The organism is Pseudomonas sp. Sample_16, from assembly GCF_004307665.1.
Lineage (GTDB): Bacteria > Pseudomonadota > Gammaproteobacteria > Pseudomonadales > Pseudomonadaceae > Aquipseudomonas.
The window spans coordinates 53,754-71,934 of the sequence record NZ_RCOB01000218.1; the positions used below are offsets into that span (position 1 = coordinate 53,754).

17 protein-coding genes and 1 pseudogene are annotated in these 18,181 nt (G+C 59.6%); 10 read left to right on the top strand and 8 right to left on the bottom strand.

The features are described from left to right. Positions 1 to 74: 74 nt before the first annotated feature. The gene (dadA, locus tag D8U69_RS28505; RefSeq protein ID WP_056854149.1) at positions 75 to 1,379 is read right to left on the bottom strand and encodes a D-amino acid dehydrogenase; all 1,305 of its coding nucleotides are present in this window, start codon (positions 1,377 to 1,379) and stop codon (positions 75 to 77) included. A gap of 157 nt (positions 1,380 to 1,536) precedes the next feature. Between dadA and D8U69_RS28510 the strand changes: the two genes are divergently transcribed. Beyond that, positions 1,537 to 2,025: an Lrp/AsnC ligand binding domain-containing protein gene (locus tag D8U69_RS28510; RefSeq protein WP_007975155.1), complete on the top strand. Its 489-nt coding sequence runs from the start codon at positions 1,537 to 1,539 to the stop codon at positions 2,023 to 2,025. Positions 2,026 to 2,039: 14 nt separating this feature from the next. Here D8U69_RS28510 and D8U69_RS28515 read toward each other — a convergent pair whose 3' ends face one another. Next, positions 2,040 to 2,393 carry a YkgJ family cysteine cluster protein gene (locus D8U69_RS28515; protein WP_056854150.1) on the bottom strand — a complete coding sequence of 118 codons (354 nt, stop codon included), beginning with the start codon at positions 2,391 to 2,393 and terminating at the stop codon, positions 2,040 to 2,042. Positions 2,394 to 2,539: 146 nt separating this feature from the next. On the opposite strand from D8U69_RS28515, the gene D8U69_RS28520 reads away from it, so the two are divergent. Further along, positions 2,540 to 3,832, top strand: coding sequence for an FAD-binding oxidoreductase (locus D8U69_RS28520; RefSeq protein WP_130908608.1), 1,293 nt, complete (start codon positions 2,540 to 2,542; stop codon positions 3,830 to 3,832). A gap of 135 nt (positions 3,833 to 3,967) precedes the next feature. Here the strand turns inward: D8U69_RS28520 and D8U69_RS28525 are convergent, their stop codons facing one another. Next, positions 3,968 to 4,213, bottom strand: coding sequence for a DUF1127 domain-containing protein (locus tag D8U69_RS28525; RefSeq protein ID WP_056854152.1), 246 nt, complete (start codon positions 4,211 to 4,213; stop codon positions 3,968 to 3,970). A gap of 179 nt (positions 4,214 to 4,392) precedes the next feature. Here D8U69_RS28525 and D8U69_RS28530 point away from each other — a divergent pair, with 179 nt between their 5' ends. Both D8U69_RS28530 and D8U69_RS28535 read left to right on the top strand, forming a co-directional pair. Continuing rightward, complete coding sequence (locus tag D8U69_RS28530) at positions 4,393 to 5,823, top strand: PLP-dependent aminotransferase family protein (protein WP_056854153.1); 1,431 nt, start codon at positions 4,393 to 4,395, stop codon at positions 5,821 to 5,823. A gap of 60 nt (positions 5,824 to 5,883) precedes the next feature. Continuing rightward, positions 5,884 to 7,452: a phospholipase D family protein gene (locus tag D8U69_RS28535; RefSeq protein ID WP_130908609.1), complete on the top strand. Its 1,569-nt coding sequence runs from the start codon at positions 5,884 to 5,886 to the stop codon at positions 7,450 to 7,452. Here the strand turns inward: D8U69_RS28535 and D8U69_RS28540 are convergent. Next, positions 7,449 to 8,594: an MFS transporter gene (locus tag D8U69_RS28540; protein WP_056854155.1), complete on the bottom strand. Its 1,146-nt coding sequence runs from the start codon at positions 8,592 to 8,594 to the stop codon at positions 7,449 to 7,451. The genes D8U69_RS28535 and D8U69_RS28540 overlap by 4 nt on opposite strands. Positions 8,595 to 8,781: 187 nt before the next feature. Then, on the bottom strand, positions 8,782 to 10,275 hold the full coding sequence (locus tag D8U69_RS28545) for an aldehyde dehydrogenase (protein ID WP_130903805.1): 1,494 nt from the start codon (positions 10,273 to 10,275) through the stop codon (positions 8,782 to 8,784). Between the two features lie 234 nt (positions 10,276 to 10,509). Between D8U69_RS28545 and D8U69_RS28550 the strand changes: the two genes are divergently transcribed. Both D8U69_RS28550 and D8U69_RS28555 read left to right on the top strand, forming a co-directional pair. Next, on the top strand, positions 10,510 to 10,872 hold the full coding sequence (locus D8U69_RS28550; protein ID WP_056854157.1) for a cupin domain-containing protein: 363 nt from the start codon (positions 10,510 to 10,512) through the stop codon (positions 10,870 to 10,872). Positions 10,873 to 11,054: 182 nt separating this feature from the next. Next, positions 11,055 to 11,333 (top strand): hypothetical protein, encoded by a 279-nt coding sequence (locus D8U69_RS28555; protein WP_130903804.1) that lies wholly within the window; start codon positions 11,055 to 11,057, stop codon positions 11,331 to 11,333. Between the two features lie 91 nt (positions 11,334 to 11,424). On the opposite strand, the gene rpmG is transcribed toward D8U69_RS28555, so the two are convergent. Both rpmG and rpmB read right to left on the bottom strand, forming a co-directional pair. Beyond that, complete coding sequence (rpmG, locus tag D8U69_RS28560) at positions 11,425 to 11,580, bottom strand: 50S ribosomal protein L33 (protein WP_007894709.1); 156 nt, start codon at positions 11,578 to 11,580, stop codon at positions 11,425 to 11,427. A gap of 11 nt (positions 11,581 to 11,591) precedes the next feature. Next, positions 11,592 to 11,825: a 50S ribosomal protein L28 gene (gene rpmB, locus D8U69_RS28565; RefSeq protein ID WP_003176907.1), complete on the bottom strand. Its 234-nt coding sequence runs from the start codon at positions 11,823 to 11,825 to the stop codon at positions 11,592 to 11,594. Between the two features lie 446 nt (positions 11,826 to 12,271). On the opposite strand from rpmB, the gene D8U69_RS28570 reads away from it, so the two are divergent. Next, on the top strand, positions 12,272 to 13,858 hold the full coding sequence (locus tag D8U69_RS28570) for an ABC transporter substrate-binding protein (protein WP_130908610.1): 1,587 nt from the start codon (positions 12,272 to 12,274) through the stop codon (positions 13,856 to 13,858). A gap of 136 nt (positions 13,859 to 13,994) precedes the next feature. Here D8U69_RS28570 and radC read toward each other — a convergent pair whose 3' ends face one another. Beyond that, entirely contained in the window at positions 13,995 to 14,669 is a 675-nt protein-coding gene (radC, locus tag D8U69_RS28575; protein ID WP_056854160.1) for a DNA repair protein RadC, read from the bottom strand. 135 nt (positions 14,670 to 14,804) lie between these two features. Between radC and coaBC the strand changes: the two genes are divergently transcribed. From coaBC to D8U69_RS28590, 3 genes and pseudogenes are all read left to right on the top strand, one after another. Then, complete coding sequence (gene coaBC / locus D8U69_RS28580) at positions 14,805 to 16,013, top strand: bifunctional phosphopantothenoylcysteine decarboxylase/phosphopantothenate--cysteine ligase CoaBC (protein WP_056854161.1); 1,209 nt, start codon at positions 14,805 to 14,807, stop codon at positions 16,011 to 16,013. A gap of 5 nt (positions 16,014 to 16,018) precedes the next feature. Then, a complete protein-coding gene (gene dut, locus D8U69_RS28585) occupies positions 16,019 to 16,474 on the top strand; it encodes a dUTP diphosphatase (RefSeq protein WP_056854162.1) in 456 nt (151 codons plus the stop codon). A 301-nt stretch (positions 16,475 to 16,775) separates the two neighbouring features. Next, positions 16,776 to 18,179, top strand: a pseudogene (locus tag D8U69_RS28590) (phosphomannomutase/phosphoglucomutase); the annotation flags it as partial. Positions 18,180 to 18,181: the final 2 nt, after the last annotated feature.

The window sequence follows — 18,181 nt, forward strand, 5'->3', positions numbered from 1 at the left end:
CGTGAACCGTTACCAGCGCCGGGGGAGGAATCTCTGGCTTGAAGCGCAGCGGCTATAACCGCGAGCTCATCGTGTCATTGGTGAGCTGGCGCCGGACTGACATGTTTTGCAGTCTCTTGGGTTTTGTTGCCATAACGGGAAATATCCAGGCCTTCGGCGCTGATCTGTGGCTTTTTCTTGGCCATCAGGTCCGCCAGCAAGCGACCCGAACCACACGCCATGGTCCAGCCGAGGGTGCCGTGACCGGTGTTCAGGAACAGGTTCTTGAACGGGGTGGCGCCAACGATCGGCGTGCCGTCCGGCGTGGTCGGACGCAGGCCGGTCCAGAAACTGGCTTCGGCCAGATTGCCGCCCTGAGGATAAAGGTCATTGACGATCATCTCCAGGGTTTCGCGCCGACGAGGGTTCAGTGACAGATCAAAACCGGCGATCTCCGCCATGCCGCCGACGCGGATACGGTTGTCGAAACGTGTGATCGCGACCTTGTAGGTTTCGTCGAGAATGGTCGACGTCGGCGCCATCGCCGGATTGGTGATCGGCACGGTCAGCGAGTAGCCCTTGAGCGGGTACACCGGCGCTTTGATCCCCAGCGGCTTGAGCAATTGCGGCGAGTAGCTGCCGAGTGCCAGCACGTAGCGGTCGGCGGTTTCCAGCTTGCCGTCGATCCACACGCCGTTGATGCGGTCACCGGCGAAGTCGAGGCGCTGGATGTCCTGGCCAAAACGGAATTGCACACCGAGGTTCGCCGCCATTTCGGCAAGCTTGGTGGTGAACATCTGGCAGTCGCCAGTCTGGTCATTCGGCAGGCGCAGGGCACCGGCGAGAATGTCGGTGACACTGGCCAATGCCGGCTCAACGCGGGCAATGCCTTCGCGGTCGAGCAATTCGAACGGCACGCCGGACTCTTTCAACACGGCGATGTCTTTCGCCGCGCCGTCCAGTTGGGCCTGGGTGCGGAACAGCTGGGTGGTACCCAAGCTGCGGCCTTCGTAGGCAATGCCGGTCTCGGCACGCAGTTCGTCGAGGCAATCACGGCTGTACTCGGACAGGCGGACCATGCGCTCCTTGTTCACCGCGTAACGGCTGGCGGTGCAGTTGCGCAGCATCTGCGCCATCCACAGGTATTGATCGATGTCGGCGGTGGCCTTGATCGCCAGCGGGGCGTGGCGCTGCAGCAGCCACTTGATGGCTTTGAGCGGCACGCCCGGCGCGGCCCACGGCGAGGCATAACCCGGCGACACTTGGCCGGCGTTGGCGAAACTGGTCTCCATGGCAGCGGCTGGCTGCCGGTCGACCACCACCACTTCAAACCCGGCACGCGCCAGATAGTAAGCACTGGTGGTACCGATGACGCCGCTACCCAAGACCATGACGCGCATTTTTATTTCCCTCATCGCGGCAAACCGCTGACGTTTGTTGTTCAGAGCTTCAGATGTGCGCAGTGTAAAAAAGATTTGCCAGTGCTTTTCACTATATAAGCGCCTATATTTGGCGACAATTCTCGGCAAAAACCCTTTTCACGGAGGCGCATCCCCTATGCGTACCAATACTCAGACCAAACGGGAACTGGACAAGATCGACCGCAATATCCTGCGGATTCTCCAAGCGGACGGGCGTATCTCTTTTACCGAACTGGGGGAAAAGGTCGGGCTCTCGACCACGCCCTGTACCGAGCGGGTCCGGCGCCTGGAGCGCGAAGGGATCATCATGGGCTACAACGCGCGGCTCAATCCGCAGCATTTGAAGGGCAGCCTGCTGGTGTTCGTCGAGATCAGCCTCGACTATAAATCCGGCGATACTTTCGAAGAGTTTCGACGTGCAGTGTTGAAGCTGCCGCACGTGCTGGAGTGTCATCTGGTGTCAGGGGATTTCGACTACCTGGTGAAAGCGCGGATTTCCGAGATGGCTTCGTACCGCAAACTGCTGGGCGACATCCTGCTCAAGCTGCCGCATGTGCGCGAATCCAAGAGTTACATCGTGATGGAAGAGGTGAAAGAGAGCCTGACCTTGCCGATTCCGGATTAAAAGGCTGCGATCTGTTAAACCAACACCTGCCGATTCGAGGCCATGTACTCAAAGACCTGTTTCTCGACCCTCGGGTGAATCAGTTCGACCGGCCCGCGCCCGTTGGGACATGGCAAGGTCTTGGTGGTGCCGAACAACCGGCAGATCAGCGGTCGCTCGTCATACACTGTGCAACCGTGCGGGCCGAGATGAACGCAATTGAGTTCATCCATGGCGGCTTCCTGCTCGGCCCGGGTCTTGCGCGGCAGGCGTGACATTTCTTCCGGCGAGGTGGTCACCGGCCCACAGCAGTCATGGCAACCGGGCACGCACTCGAACGAGGGGATCTGCTGGCGCAGTGTGCGGATTTTCTGGCTGTTGCAACTCATTGAAGCATCGACCGAAGGTGGAATAGATGCGGATTCTGACGCAAAAGCCTTGATCCAGACAGCGCCGGCCGACCAATGTTGCCCCTCTGGGTAGGTCCGCTTATGCTCCGGCAAATTTTCTGAACATAGAAACCAGGATGACGCGCATGAACGCCCGTGCCCAGCACACTTCCTCCTATTACGCCGCCAGCAGCCTGCCGCAACCGGATTATCCGGCGCTCGCCGGTGAAGTGCTGGCCGATGTGTGCGTGGTCGGCGGTGGGTTCTCGGGGTTGAACACGGCGCTGGAGTTGGCCGAGCGCGGTCTCAGCGTGGTACTGCTCGAAGCCCGCAAGATTGGCTGGGGAGCCAGCGGACGCAACGGTGGCCAGTTGATTCGTGGGATCGGCCACGGCCTCGACCAGTTCACCAATGTGATTGGCGTCGACGGCGTACGGCAGATGAAACTGATGGGCCTGGAAGCCGTGGAAATCGTCCGACAGCGAATCGAGCGATTCCAGATTCCCTGCGACCTGACCTGGGGCTACTGCGACCTGGCTAACAAACCCCGTGATCTCGAGGGCTTCGCCGAAGATGCCGCAGAGTTGCGCAGCCTCGGTTACCGCTATGAAACCCGGCTGCTGCAACCTGATGAAATGCACACTGTGGTAGGTTCCGACCGCTACGTGGGCGGCTTGATCGACATGGGCTCCGGCCATTTGCATCCGCTTAACCTGGCGCTGGGCGAAGCAGCCGCTGCACAGCAACTGGGCGTGCAACTTTTCGAGCAATCCGCCGTTACCCGCATCGACTACGGTCCCGAGGTAAAGGTCCATACCGCCCAAGGCTCAGTCCGCGCCAAAACCCTGGTACTCGGCTGCAATGCCTATCTCAACGGCCTCAATCCGCAACTCAGCGGCAAAGTGCTGCCCGCCGGCAGCTACATCATCGCCACCGAGCCCCTGAGCGAAGAGCTGGCCCACGCCCTGCTGCCACAGAACATGGCGGTCTGTGATCAACGGGTGGCCCTGGATTACTACCGACTCTCCGCGGACCGTCGCTTGCTGTTTGGTGGCGCCTGCCATTATTCCGGGCGCGACCCGAAAGACATTGCGGCCTATATGCGACCAAAGATGCTGGAGGTGTTTCCACGCCTGAGCGATGTGAGGATCGATTATCAATGGGGCGGCATGATCGGCATCGGCGCCAATCGACTGCCGCAAATCGGCCGACTCATGGACCAACCAAACGTGTATTACGCCCAGGCTTACTCCGGTCATGGTGTGAACGCCACGCACCTGGCAGGGAAGCTGCTGGCCGAGGCTATCAGTGGTCAGCACAGCGGTGGGTTTGATCTGTTTGCCAAAGTGCCGCACATCACCTTCCCGGGCGGCAAGCATTTGCGTTCGCCGTTGCTGGCATTGGGGATGTTGTGGCATCGGCTTAAAGAGTTGGCCTGAGACATTTATGGCGTTGGTGCCGACGCCATCGCGGGCAAGCCTTGCTCCTACAGGTCATGCGTCACTCTTGAGATCAACACTAACTGTAGGAGCAAGGCTTGCCCGCGATGAGGCCCGAAAAAACACCACAAAAACTCAGATCCGCCAGAACGGCTTGAGCCCCTCCTCCCGCGCCTGCTCCCGCGTCAGCCCGACATCCTTGAGCTGATCAGGCGTCAGGGCCAGCAACGCCTTGCGCGTGTGCAGGCGCTGCCAGAACAGATCCCAGCGGCTCAGGCCGGACGGCGCGTTGCGCTTGAGCGCATGGCGCGAATTGTCCTGTTGCCCTGCCTCCAGTTCCTGACTGTGTAACGTCAGCCGCACATCGCTCAAACCGTTCATTTTGAATGCTCCTGTTTACTTGGGTAGCCAGAGATTCCATGATGCGCGGGCGACGAAAAGCGTTACAGATTCAAAGCAACTGTATTAACTCCATACAGATTTACTGAATTCACCTCTGAATCGAAGATTTTTGCTTGATCTGTACTGGTTAACCGACTCAATCACCTCGAGGCTGCGCCATGACCCTCTACGTCAATCTCGCCGAATTGCTCGGTACGCGGATCGAACAGGGCTTCTATCGCCCCGGCGATCGACTGCCGTCGGTGCGGGCGTTAAGCGTTGAACACGGGGTCAGCTTGAGTACCGTGCAACAGGCGTATCGGGTACTGGAGGACAGCGGGCTGGCCATGCCGAGGCCCAAGTCGGGGTACTTTGTGCCAGCCAGTCGCCAATTGCCGGAGCTGCCGGCGGTGGGCCGCCCGGCCCAGCGCCCGGTGGACATCTCACAATGGGATCAGGTGCTGGAGCTGATCCGCGCGGTACCGCGCAAGGATGTCGTACAGCTTGGGCGAGGCATGCCGGACATCACTTCGCCCACCATGAAGCCGCTACTGCGCGACCTGGCGCGGATCAGCCGGCGACAGGACATGCCCGGCCTGTATTACGACAACATCCACGGCAACCTCGAACTGCGCGAGCAAATCGCCCGCCTGATGCTCGACTCCGGCTGTCAGTTGGGGCCGGGCGATCTGGTCGTAACCACCGGTTGCCATGAAGCGCTGTCCACCAGCATCCGCGCCATCTGCGAGCCGGGAGACATCGTGGCCGTAGACTCGCCGAGCTTTCACGGCGCCATGCAAACCCTCAAGGGCCTGGGCATGAAAGCCCTGGAAATCCCCACCGACCCGCTCACGGGAATAAGCCTGGACGCACTGGAGCTGGCGCTGGAGCAATGGCCGATCAAGGCCATCCAGTTGACGCCGAACTGCAACAATCCACTGGGCTACATCATGCCGGAGTCGCGCAAACGTTCGTTGCTGATGCTCGCACAGCGTTTCGATGTGGCGATCATCGAGGACGATGTGTATGGCGAACTGGCCTATACCTATCCGCGCCCGCGCACGATCAAATCCTTCGACGAGGATGGCCGCGTCCTGCTGTGCAGCTCCTTTTCCAAGACCCTGGCGCCCGGGCTGCGCATTGGCTGGGTCGCGCCGGGGCGGTATCTGGAGCGGGTGTTGCACATGAAATACATCAGCACCGGTTCCACCGCGCCGCAACCGCAGATTGCCATTGCCGAATTCCTCAAGGGCGGACACTTCGAACCGCATTTGCGGCGGATGCGCACGCAATATCAGCGTAATCGCGACATGATGATCGATTGGGTGAGCCGTTACTTTCCCGCCGGCACCCGCGCCAGCCGCCCTCAAGGCAGTTTCATGCTGTGGGTAGAACTACCGGAAGGCTTCGATACACTGAAACTGAATCGTGCCTTGTACGATCAGGGCGTACAGATTGCGGTCGGCAGCATTTTTTCCGCATCCGGCAAGTACCGCAATTGTCTGCGCATGAACTACGCTGCCAAACCAACGGCACAGATTGAAGAAGCCGTGCGCAAGGTCGGCGCCGCCGCCATCAAGCTGCTGGCCGACGACGGATTGCCCGACTGACCTTTTTGCGGATATCAGCGTCCATATGCCAACATCTGCCGCCAACCGGAACGAGCCCACGTGAGAGTCAGACAGCCCCTGCTTGCTCTTGCGTTGCTCGCGTCGCTCCTCGGCGGTTGCGCCAGTTTCGATGTGCAGCGCGAACCGAGCCAGGCGCTGCCGGCGAGTGCCTCGGCGTTTGGCCGTTCGGTCCAGGCCCAGGCGGCTTCCCATGAAGGACAGTCGGGATTTCGCCTGTTGTCCGACAGTACCGAGGCCTTTACCGCCCGCGCCGAATTGATTCGCAACGCTCAAAGCAGCCTCGACCTGCAGTACTACATCGTCCATGACGGCATCAGTACGCGAATGCTGGTGGAGGAATTGCTCAAGGCCGCCGATCGCGGCGTGCGCGTACGCATTCTGCTCGACGACACCACCAGCGACGGCCTGGACCGCACCATCGCCACGCTGGCGGCACATCCGCAGATCCAGATTCGCGTGTTCAATCCGTTGCATTTGGGCCGCAGCACTGGCGTCACACGCACCATGGGCCGGTTGTTCAACCTCTCGCAGCAGCATCGGCGCATGCACAACAAGTTGTGGCTGGCCGATACCAGCATGGCCATCGTCGGCGGCCGCAATCTGGGGGACGAGTATTTCGACGCCGAACCCAATCTGAATTTCACCGACATCGACATCCTGGGTGTCGGCCCGGTGGCTGAGCAGTTGGGGCACAGTTTCGACCAGTACTGGAACAGCGCCCTGAGCAAACCGATCGATGCGTTCGTATCGAGCAAGCCGACTGCCCAGGACCTGGCCAACACCCGCACACGGCTGGAAGAATCTCTGGAGGAGTCGCGCAAGCAGAATCACGCGCTCTATCAGCAGCTGATGAAGTTCGCCACCGAACCGCGTCTGGATATCTGGCGCAAAGAGCTGATCTGGGCCTGGAACCAGGCGCTGTGGGATGCGCCGAGCAAGGTACTGGCCAAAGGTGAGCCCGATCCGCAATTGCTGCTGACCACTCAATTGGCACCGGAACTCAATGGCGTCAGCAAAGAGCTGGTCATGGTTTCGGCATACTTTGTACCTGGCGAACCAGGGCTGGTGTACCTCACGGGCCGCGCCGATGCCGGGGTGTCGGTGCGATTGCTGACCAACGCGCTGGAGGCCACGGACGTGCCAGCGGTGCATGGCGGCTATGCGCCGTATCGCAAGGCACTCTTGGAGCATGGCGTGCAGCTTTTCGAGCTGCGTCGTCAGCCCGGCGATGAAAGCGGTAGCGGCCCTCGCCTGTTTTCCCGCAGGTCTTATGGTGAGTCCGACTCAAGCCTGCACAGCAAAGCGATCGTTTTCGATCAAAAGAAATCCTTCATCGGCTCATTCAACTTCGACCCGCGTTCGGTGTTGTGGAACACCGAAGTCGGCGTATTGGTGGACAGCCCAGAACTGGCGGCCCGCGTCCGCGAACTGGCGTTACAGGGCATGGCGCCAACTCTGAGTTATCAGGTAAAACTGGAAAAAGACCAGGTGGTATGGGTGACCGAAGACGACGGCAAAATGCACACCTTGACCAAGGAACCGGGCAGTTGGTGGCGACACTTCAACGCGTGGTTCAGTAATACGGTTGGCCTGGAGCGGTTGCTCTAGGCCGGCTCGGCCACCGCGCCAAACGCTCCTTGGCGTGACACCAGAATCACCAGGCCAAAGGCCCCGGCCGCCATCAACAATGGCAACGCATGCCCGCTGATCCACTGACTCCCGGCACCGGCGATCAATGGCCCAAGCAGGCAGCCAATGCCCCACAACTGCGCGATATGCGCGTTGGCGCGGACCAGTGCATCGTCGCGATAACGCTCGCCGATCAGGATCAACGACAAGGTAAACAAGCCACCGGCACTGGCGCCGAACAGCACCCACAACGGCCAGATCAGCAGCGTGTCGATCAGCATCGGAATCGCCAGGCTCGAGACCAGCAAAATGACCGCGCAACCGGTGAACAAAGAACGCCGCGACACGCGATCCGCCAGTGCGCCAATCGGCAATTGCAGCAAGGCATCACCGACCACTACCGTGCTGACCATGGCCAAGGCGATTTCCGTGGTGAAACCCTGGCGCAGGCAATACACCGGCAACAGCGTCAGGATCATCGCTTCGAAAGCGGCGAACAGCGACACCGCCCAGGCAATGGCCGGCAAGCCACGGCAAAAGGTCAGCAAATCGCCAAGGGTCACACTGCACGCTTCACTGCTGGGCGCACCGCTGCGTCCCAACAACAGCAATGGGGCCGCCACCAGCAAACCGACGCCGACCCAGAAGCCATAATCGTGCTCGGTGCCCAGCACACCCAACAAAATCGGCCCGGCCAGTTGGCTCAGCGCATAACTGCTGCCGTACAGCGCCACCAATCGACCGCGCCACTGCTCGACCACCAGTTGATTGATCCAGCTTTCACCGAGGATGAATACAAGGGTCAGGATCACGCCAATCATCAAGCGCAACACCAGCCAGATCGGGTAGCTCGGCAATAGCGCCAGCAAACCGATGGACACGGCGCCAGCCCACAGGCACAGACGCATCAGATTGGCCGTGCCCAGACGCGCCGCCAGATGGCTGGAAATCTTCGCGCCCAACAGCACGCCAATGGCCGGCATCGCGGCCATCACGCCAATGGCAAACGAGCCATAACCCCAGCCTTCCAGGCGAAACGACACCAGCGGCATGCTGACCCCCAGGGCCAGGCCAACACTCAAGACAGACGCCAACACGGCGAAATACGTCGCCCAACGCATGTTCCACGCTCCTGTGGATATTGTTATGTGCCGCACAAAACATTGTGGGAGCGAGCTTGCTCGCGATGACGGTAGAACATTCAACATTTTCGTCGACTGTCACACCGCTATCGCGAGCAGGCTCGCTCCCACAAGGGATCTGCGTCGTTTGAGAGGCCTGTTTCTGCGGCAGACCTCCTTTAACGACTTACAACTTGATCCAGGTCGCCTTCAGCTCGGTGTATTTGTCGAACGCGTGCAGCGACTTGTCGCGACCGTTACCGGACTGCTTGAAGCCACCGAACGGCGCCGTCATGTCGCCACCGTCATATTGGTTCACCCAAACGCTACCGGCACGCAGGGCGCGGGCGGTCAGGTGAGCCTTGGAGATATCGGCAGTCCACACCGCGGCGGCCAGGCCGTAAGGCGTGTCGTTGGCGATCGCGACGGCTTCTTCGGCGCTGTCGAACGTGATGACCGACAACACTGGCCCGAAAATTTCTTCCTGGGCGATTTTCATCGCGTTGCTGACACCGTCGAAAATCGTCGGCTCAACATACGTGCCACCGGTTTCCTGCAGGATGCGCTTGCCGCCGGCCACCAGCTTGGCGCCATCGGTGTGACCCGATTCGATGTAAGACAGCACGGTGTTCATCTGCTGGGTATCCACCAGCGCACCGACGTTGGTCGCCGGGTCCAGCGGGTTGCCCGGCTTCCAGGTTTTCAGCGCCTCGATCACCAGCGGCAGGAATTTGTCCTTGATCGAACGCTCCACCAGCAGGCGCGAGCCGGCAGTGCAGACTTCGCCCTGGTTGAAGGCGATAGCGCCTGCAGCGGCTTCAGCGGCTTCTTGCAGGTTCGGTGCGTCGGCAAACACGATGTTCGGGCTCTTGCCGCCGGCTTCGAGCCAGACGCGCTTCATGTTCGATTCGCCGGAGTAGATCAGCAGTTGCTTGGCGATCTTGGTCGACCCGGTGAACACCAGAGTGTCCACGTCGTTATGCAGGGCCAAGGCCTTGCCGACGGTATGACCATAGCCTGGCAGCACGTTCAGCACACCTTTCGGGATACCGGCTTCAACGGCCAGCGCGGCGATGCGGATGGCCGTCAGTGGCGATTTTTCCGATGGCTTGAGGATCACCGAGTTACCGGTGGACAACGCCGGGCCGAGTTTCCAGCACGCCATCATCAACGGGAAGTTCCACGGCACGATGGCACCGACCACACCGACTGGCTCACGGGTCACCAGACCCAGCTGATCGTGCGGAGTCGCGGCGACTTCGTCATAAATCTTGTCGATGGCTTCACCGCTCCAGCTCAGCGCTTGTGCCGCGCCGGGAACGTCGATGTACAGCGAATCGCTGATCGGCTTGCCCATGTCCAGGGTTTCAAGCAGGGCCAGCTCTTCGGCATGCTGCTTGAGCAGGCCGGCGAAACGGATCATGGTGGCTTTGCGCTTGGTCGGTGCCAGGCGCGACCAGACGCCGGAATTGAAGGTGGCGCGAGCGTTTTCCACAGCGCGCTGGGCGTCAGCGGCGTCACAGCTGGCAATCTTGCCCAGCAGACGGCCGTCGACCGGACTGATGCACTCGAAGGTCTCGGCGCTAACGGCGTCGGTGTACTCGCCATTGATATAGGCGCGGCCTTCGATCTTCAGGTCTTTGGCGCGTTGTTCCCAGTCGGCACGGGTCAGGGTGGTCATGCGAGTGTCCTCCTCTTATTGAATACGACACCCGCGTTCTTCGCGGGCGCTGTCAGGAATTCTGCCCGGCCAGCCTGCTTGCGGCCCAAGGCAACCACCACCCTAAACCAGCGGCAGGGGAAGTTTCAATATATTTGACATAACGTCGGCAAACGGCCTTGCGATGTTCAATTTAATAAACATAGACTTTGGCTTTACCAACCACTCGCGCCGCAATCACGGGGGATTACAAAAATGAGCATCCAGGACATCGTCGACTTCAGCCAGGCAACCACCCAGCCCGAACGCTACCGCCCAGACCCGGCCAAAGTCCTCAAGGGCGACCCCGAACAAGCGGTGTACAACCACTACAACAGCCCGTGCGGCCAATTGAATGCCGGCGTGTGGGAAGGCGCTATCGGCCAATGGCACGTGAATTTCACCGAGCATGAGTACTGCGAGATCGTTCAAGGGGTTTCGGTTCTGCGCGATAACGATGGCAACAGCAAAACGGTGCGGGCAGGCGATCGCTTCGTGATCCCGGCCGGGTTTCGGGGTACCTGGGAAGTACTGGAAGCCTGTCGCAAGATTTATGTAGCGTTTGAACAGAAAGCGTAGCACCCACTTCAGAACGCCAAATGTCCCCTGTCGCTTGATGGGGGTCATTTTCCGGTCAAGCCGATTTGTCACGATCGAGCCAGTGACCTAATTATCTACCGCACGCCGTCGCCACCCCGCAAAGATACTGTCGACGCTCCTCCATGGAGCCTCGAGTTCATCATTCTCAAGGAAGCGAAAACGTGAACAAATATTTTATCTGCGGGCTGCTGGCGAGCCTCACCCTCTCAGCCTTTACACTGGCGCATGCCGATGGCGAGAGGCAAATGTGCGATGCCCGAAGGGTGCAACACCTGGTTGGGGAAATGCTGACGAGCGCCGTATACGAAGAAGCCTTCAAAACGTCGCGAGCAACCAGCATTACTTTCAATTCTTCTGCGGGATTCGAAGATCCCGATAGAAATCGCCTGATCATTTCAATGAATCACGTTGGCACCATTGCCAGAATCACCTGCGGCTGATTCATCGAACCCTGATTCAGGACGAGACAATCAAAACAAAAAAGGCCCGTATCTCGCGATACGGGCCTTTTTCGTAAGGAAGAAAAATCAATTACTTGATTTTGCCTTCCTTGTAGATCACGTGCTTGCGAACAACCGGATCAAATTTCTTGATCTCGATTTTGTCCGGAGTAGTGCGCTTGTTCTTGTCGGTAGTGTAGAAGTGACCAGTACCGGCGCTCGAAATCAAACGAATCAATTCACGCATGATTAGCTCCCTTAGATCTTGCCAGCGGCGCGGATTTCGGCCAGCACGACAGTGATGCCGCGCTTGTCGATGATACGCATGCCTTTGGCAGATACGCGCAGACGCACGAAACGTTTCTCTTCTTCAACCCAGAAGCGGTGATGCTGCAGGTTCGGCAGGAAACGACGACGGGTTTTGTTGTTTGCGTGGGAAATGTTATTCCCAGTCACCGGACCCTTACCGGTAACTTGACATACTCTCGACATGCCTCAGCCCTCTAAAACCACATGCCCAACCCGGCATGGGTTGGCCGCTTAATCTCTCAGTCATTTGGCGCCAGGCGCCGCGTTTCTTTAGAGGTCTTACCGGCTACACCTACAGTGAAGGAACCGGGCCCCTAGAAAAGAGCGCTGCTTTATACCAGAAAGACTCAAGAGCAACAACATTCGGTGTGCCTTGAGTAGATAAAAAACCCGATTTTCCGGCGCCAGGCGCTTTGGATAAAGGCTGTCGTCGATTCCGACCGCTCGTCGCAGAGAAATGCTTTCCAGGTCAAATCCGAGGTTTTCTCAATCAAGGCTCACCCAAACAAGTGGCCTATAGTCCCCTCAAAATGAAAAAGGGGATAGTCATTTGCAAAAGAGCCCACTAGGGTAAGCCTTTTCCAGACTGCACTTGCAGATGGGCCTTCGATCTGTAAAGGAATCCGACCATGCGCCTCGCTGCCCTACCGCTGTTGCTTGCCCCTCTGATGCTGAGCCCGCTGGCCCAGGCTGCCGCCTTGAGCGTCTGCACCGAGGCCAGCCCCGAAGGGTTCGACGTTGTGCAGTACAACTCGTTGACCACCACCAATGCTTCGGCTGACGTGCTGATGAACCGCCTGGTGGATTTCGACACCGCCAGCGGCAAAGTGGTCGCCAGCCTCGCCGATAGCTGGGAGGTCAGCCCCGATGGCCTGGTCTACATCTTCAAGTTGCGCCCGAAGGTGAAATTTCACCGCACCGAGTATTTCAGTCCGAGCCGCGAACTGACCGCCGAAGACGTGAAATTCAGCTTCGACCGTATGCTCGACCCGGCCAACCCGTGGCACAAAGTCGCCCAGAGCGGCTTTCCGCATGCGCAATCAATGCAACTACCAGCGCTGATCAAGAAAATCGACGCCCTCGACCCGCTGACCGTGCGCTTCACCCTCGATCACCCGGACTCGACGTTCCTGCCGACGCTGAGCATGGGTTTTGCCTCGATCTACTCGGCCGAATATGCCGACAAACTGCTCAAGGCCGGGACCCCGGAAAAGCTCAACAATCAGCCAATCGGTACCGGCCCGTTCGTATTCAGCCGCTTCCAGAAAGACGCCTCGATCCGCTACAAGGCCAACCCTGACTATTTCGCTGGCAAGCCTGCGGTCGACCCGTTGATCTTCGCCATCACCCCTGACGCCAACGTGCGATTGCAGAAACTGCGCCGCAACGAGTGCCAGATTGCCCTGTCGCCCAAACCACTGGACGTACAAGCCGCGCTGAAAGAACCGACCTTGAAAGTCGAAAAGACTGACGCCTTCATGACCGCGTTCGTCGCCCTGAACAGTCAGCATCCGCCGCTGGACAAGCCAGAAGTTCGTCAGGCGATCAACCTTGCCTTCGACAAGGCCAACTACGTGAAGGCCGTGTTCGAAGACACCGCCGAACCCGCCAGCGGGCCGTACCCGCCCAACACCTGGAGCTACGCCAGGGGCTTGCCGGGTTACCCCCACGATGTCGAGAAAGCCAAGGCATTGATGGCCAAGGCCGGGCTCAAGGACGGTTTTCAGACGACGATCTGGACACGCCCCTCTGGCAGCCTGTTAAACCCTAATCCGAGTCTCGGCGCCCAATTGCTGCAATCCGATCTTGCGGAAATCGGCATCCAGGCGGAAATCCGGGTGATCGAATGGGGCGAACTGATCCGCCGCGCCAAGGCCGGTGAGCACGACATCCTGTTCATGGGCTGGGCCGGTGACAACGGCGACCCGGACAACTTCCTCACGCCGCAGTTTTCCTGCGCCGCGGTCAAGTCCGGCACCAACTTCGCTCGCTACTGCAATGCCGATCTGGACAAGCTGATCAGCGCCGGCAAGACCACCGGCGAGCAAGGCGTGCGCAGCAAGCTTTACGAACAGGCGCAAACGCAGATCCAGCAACAGGCGTTGTGGCTGCCGCTGGCTCATCCGACGGCATTCGCCTTGACGCGCAAGGATGTCGAGGGGTATTCGGTGAGCCCGTTCGGCCGTCAGGACTACTCGAAGGTCAACCTCAAGTAGAAACCATGGGAGCGGTTTTTGTGGCGAGGGAGCTTGCTCCCGCTGGGCTGCGTAGCGGCCCCAAAGATCTTGTGAGCGCTGCGCACTCAAGCGGGAGCAAGCTCCCTCGCCACACAAGCTCGCTCTCAGCGCCCCGCTACATCCACCCATACTCGGCCATCGACAGCGGATCTCCGTCGCCAATGATGAAATGGTCGAGCACCCGCACATCGATCAGCTCAAGCGCCGTTTGCAGGCGCTTGGTCAGCACCCGGTCGGCTTGGCTGGGGTCGGAGTTGCCCGACGGGTGGTTGTGGCAGAGGATCAACGCCGCGGCGTTATTGGCCAAAGCGCGCTTGACCACCTCTCGCGGATGAACACTGGTGTTGTCGATGGAACCGCGAAACAGCGTCTCGAACGTCAAAACCTGATGCCTGGAATCGAGAAACAGACAACCAAACACCTCATGTGGCTCATGACGCAACATCGATTTCAGGTACTCACGAACCGCATGCGGATTTTCCAGTGCCGACTTTTGGCGCGCACGCTCGGCCAAATGACGCCTGCTCATTTCTTGAGCAGCCTGCAACTGTGCAAACTTCGCCGGCCCGAGCCCCAACTGCTTGCTGAACGTTTCCTGATCGGCCTCCAGCAACGAACGCAGGCTGCCAAACTCGTTCAACAAATGCCGCGCCAGGTCCACGGCGCTTTTACCCACTACGCCCGTGCGTAAGAAAATTGCCAGCAATTCGGCGTCCGACAGGCTTCCTGAACCTTGTTCAAGCAACCTCTCCCGTGGCCGTTCCGCCGCCGGCCAATCACGAATACTCATAACACCTCCCTGTCTGTGGGCGCCGCTGTTCCGTAGCGGACGCTGTGATATCGTAGCCCATCTTTTTTGCGAGCGATTTCACTCCTGGGGAGGGGGTATCGCCACGCAGTCATCAACGAATTGAAAGGCAGGCCTATGCAGCGGCTGTATCGGAAACGCATTGTTCTGGGCGTCGGCGGCGGCATCGCTGCCTACAAGAGCGCCGACCTGGTTCGCCGGTTGATGGACCAGGGTGCCGAAGTCCGCGTGGTCATGACCCGTGGCGGCGCCGAGTTCATAACCCCGCTGACCATGCAGGCCCTGTCCGGGCACCCTGTGCACCTCGACCTGCTGGACCCGGCAGCCGAAGCGGCCATGGGCCACATCGAACTGGCCAAATGGGCCGATCTGGTACTGATCGCGCCTGCCACAGCGGATTTGCTCGCCCGTCTGGCCCAAGGCATTGCCGATGACTTGCTGACCACGCTGGTGCTGGCTACCGACGCCGTTGTTGCCGTTGCGCCGGCGATGAACCAGGCCATGTGGCGCGACCCTGCCACCCAGGCCAACCTGCAGACCCTCGAAAGCCGTGACATCAAGGTGTTCGGCCCGGCCTCCGGTAGCCAGGCCTGCGGCGACGTGGGCCTTGGGCGCATGCTCGAAGCCACCGACCTCGCGCTGCTCGCCGCCGACTGCTTCCAGCGTCAGGCGCTGACCGGCAAACACGTGGTGATTACCGCGGGGCCGACCCAGGAAAACATTGACCCGGTGCGCTACATCACTAACCACAGCTCCGGCAAAATGGGCTTCGCCCTGGCCGAAGCCGCGGTAGAAGCCGGTGCCCGAGTCACGCTGATCAGTGGCCCGGTGCACTTGCCGACACCGGATCGCGTCAGCCGCATCGATGTGGTGAGTGCCCGCGACATGCTCGCTGCGTGCGAGGCCGCGATTCCTTGTGACGTTTTCATCGCCTCGGCTGCGGTCGCGGATTACCGCCCGGAAGTCGTCGCCCCACAAAAACTCAAGAAAGACCCTACGAGCGGCGACGGTTTTGTCCTGCAAATGGTGCGCAACCCGGACATCCTGGCCAGCATCGCCACCCGCCCCGACCGTCCGTTCAGTGTCGGTTTCGCCGCTGAAACCGAACACCTGCTCGATTACGCTGCCCGCAAGCTGAAAGACAAGAACCTCGATCTGATCGTCGCCAACGACGTCGCCAACCCGAGCATTGGCTTCAACAGCGAAGAAAACGCCTGCAGCGTGATCGACCGTGAGCTTCACGCCACACTTTTCGCCCAGACCAGCAAGAGCAAGATTGCTCGCCAGCTGATCACTTTTATCGCCGAACGTCTGAACCAGGTTTAATTTACATGCACGCTTTGCAAGCCAAGATCCTCGACCCCCGCATCGGCACCGAATTCCCGCTGCCACAGTACGCCACGCCAGGCTCCGCCGGCCTCGACCTGCGCGCCATGCTGGAGCAGGACACCGTCATCAAACCAGGTGAAACCGTGCTGATCCCTACCGGTCTGTCGGTCTATATCGGTGACCCGAACCTGGCGGCGCTGATCCTGCCGCGTTCGGGCATGGGCCATAAGCACGGCATCGTGCTGGGCAATCTGGTCGGCCTGATCGACTCCGATTACCAGGGACCGCTGATGGTATCCTGCTGGAACCGCGGCCAGACCGAATTCACCATGCCGGTTGGCGAGCGCCTGGCGCAATTGGTGCTGGTACCCGTTGTGCAGGCTCACTTCGAGATGGTTGAAGAATTCGTTGAAACCGAGCGCGGCACGGGTGGTTTCGGCCATAGCGGCACCAAGTAACCGGATAAAGACATTGTGGCGAGGGAGTTTGCTCCCGCTGGGCTGCGTAGCGGCCAAAAAGATTTCATGGGCGCTGCGCACCCAAGCGGGAGCAAGCTCCCTCGCCACAAAAATCTCGACATACTGCGGCGGTTTTAACACCGTAAATCAAGGTTTTGCCGGCCGAAAGCCACGCCCGTCGAGGCGTCATGGCCCTTTCACACCACGAACTCTCTGTGGAAATCGCCGTCATACCCTTCAGTTTGAGCCGGCCGCCCTGTGATTCGGCGGCCTGTCCAGTCACTTTCGAGATGGAGCATTTCCACAGATGAACACCCCGGCCAAAATTGCACCCAAGTTCCCTGACAGCATCTTCCGCGCCTATGACATCCGTGGCACTGTCCCGGAGTTCCTGAACGCCGAGACCGCCTACTGGATTGGCCGCGCTGTCGGCTCCCAAAGCCTGGCGCAGGGCGAGCCCAATGTATCCGTTGGCCGTGATGGTCGCCTGTCAGGCCCGGAACTGGTGGAAAAATTGATTCAAGGCATCGCCGACAGCGGCTGCCACGTCAGCGATGTCGGCCTGGTGCCAACCCCTGCGTTGTACTACGCCGCCAACGTGCTGGCCGGCAAATCCGGCGTGATGCTGACCGGCAGCCACAACCCGTCGAACTACAACGGTTTCAAAATCGTCATTGCCGGCGACACCCTGGCCAACGAACAGATCCAGGCCCTGCATGAGCGCCTCAAGACCAATAACCTGAGCAGCGGGCAAGGCAGCATCAGCAAAGTCGAAATTCTCGATCGCTACAGCACCGAAATTGTCCAGGACATCAAACTGGCTCGACGCCTGAAAGTGGTGGTCGATTGCGGCAACGGCGCGGCAGGCGTGATTGCCCCGCAACTGATCGAAGCGCTGAACTGCGAAGTCATCCCGCTGTTCTGCGAAGTCGACGGCAACTTCCCGAACCACCACCCGGATCCGGGCAAGCCTGAAAACCTTGAAGACCTGATCGCCAAGGTCAAGCAAACCAATGCTGACATCGGCCTGGCCTTCGATGGCGATGGCGACCGTGTCGGTGTGGTGACCAACACCGGCAGCATCGTCTACCCGGACCGCCTGCTGATGCTGTTCGCCCGCGACGTCGTAGCGCGCAACCCGGGCGCTGAAATCATCTTCGACGTCAAATGCACCCGCCGCCTGATCCCGCTGATCAAGGAATATGGCGGTCGTTCGCTAATGTGGAAGACTGGTCACTCGTTGATCAAAAAGAAAATGAAACAATCCGGTGCCCTGTTGGCCGGCGAAATGAGCGGGCACATCTTCTTCAAGGAGCGCTGGTTCGGTTTCGACGACGGCATTTACAGCGCTGCGCGCTTGCTGGAAATCCTCAGCAAGGAAAAATCCTCGGCCGAAGAGCTGTTCGCGACGTTCCCGAACGATATTTCTACGCCTGAAATCAATATCCATGTGACCGAAGAGAGCAAATTCAGCATCATTGATGCATTGCACGACGCGCAATGGGGCGAAGGCGCTGACCTGACCACCATAGACGGCGTGCGAGTCGACTATGCCAAAGGCTGGGGCCTGGTTCGCGCCTCCAACACCACACCGGTGCTGGTACTGCGTTTCGAGGCCGATGACGAGGCAGAACTTTCGCGCATCAAGGACGTTTTCAAAGTCCAGTTGAAGCGCGTTGCACCTGATCTCCAACTACCGTTCTGATT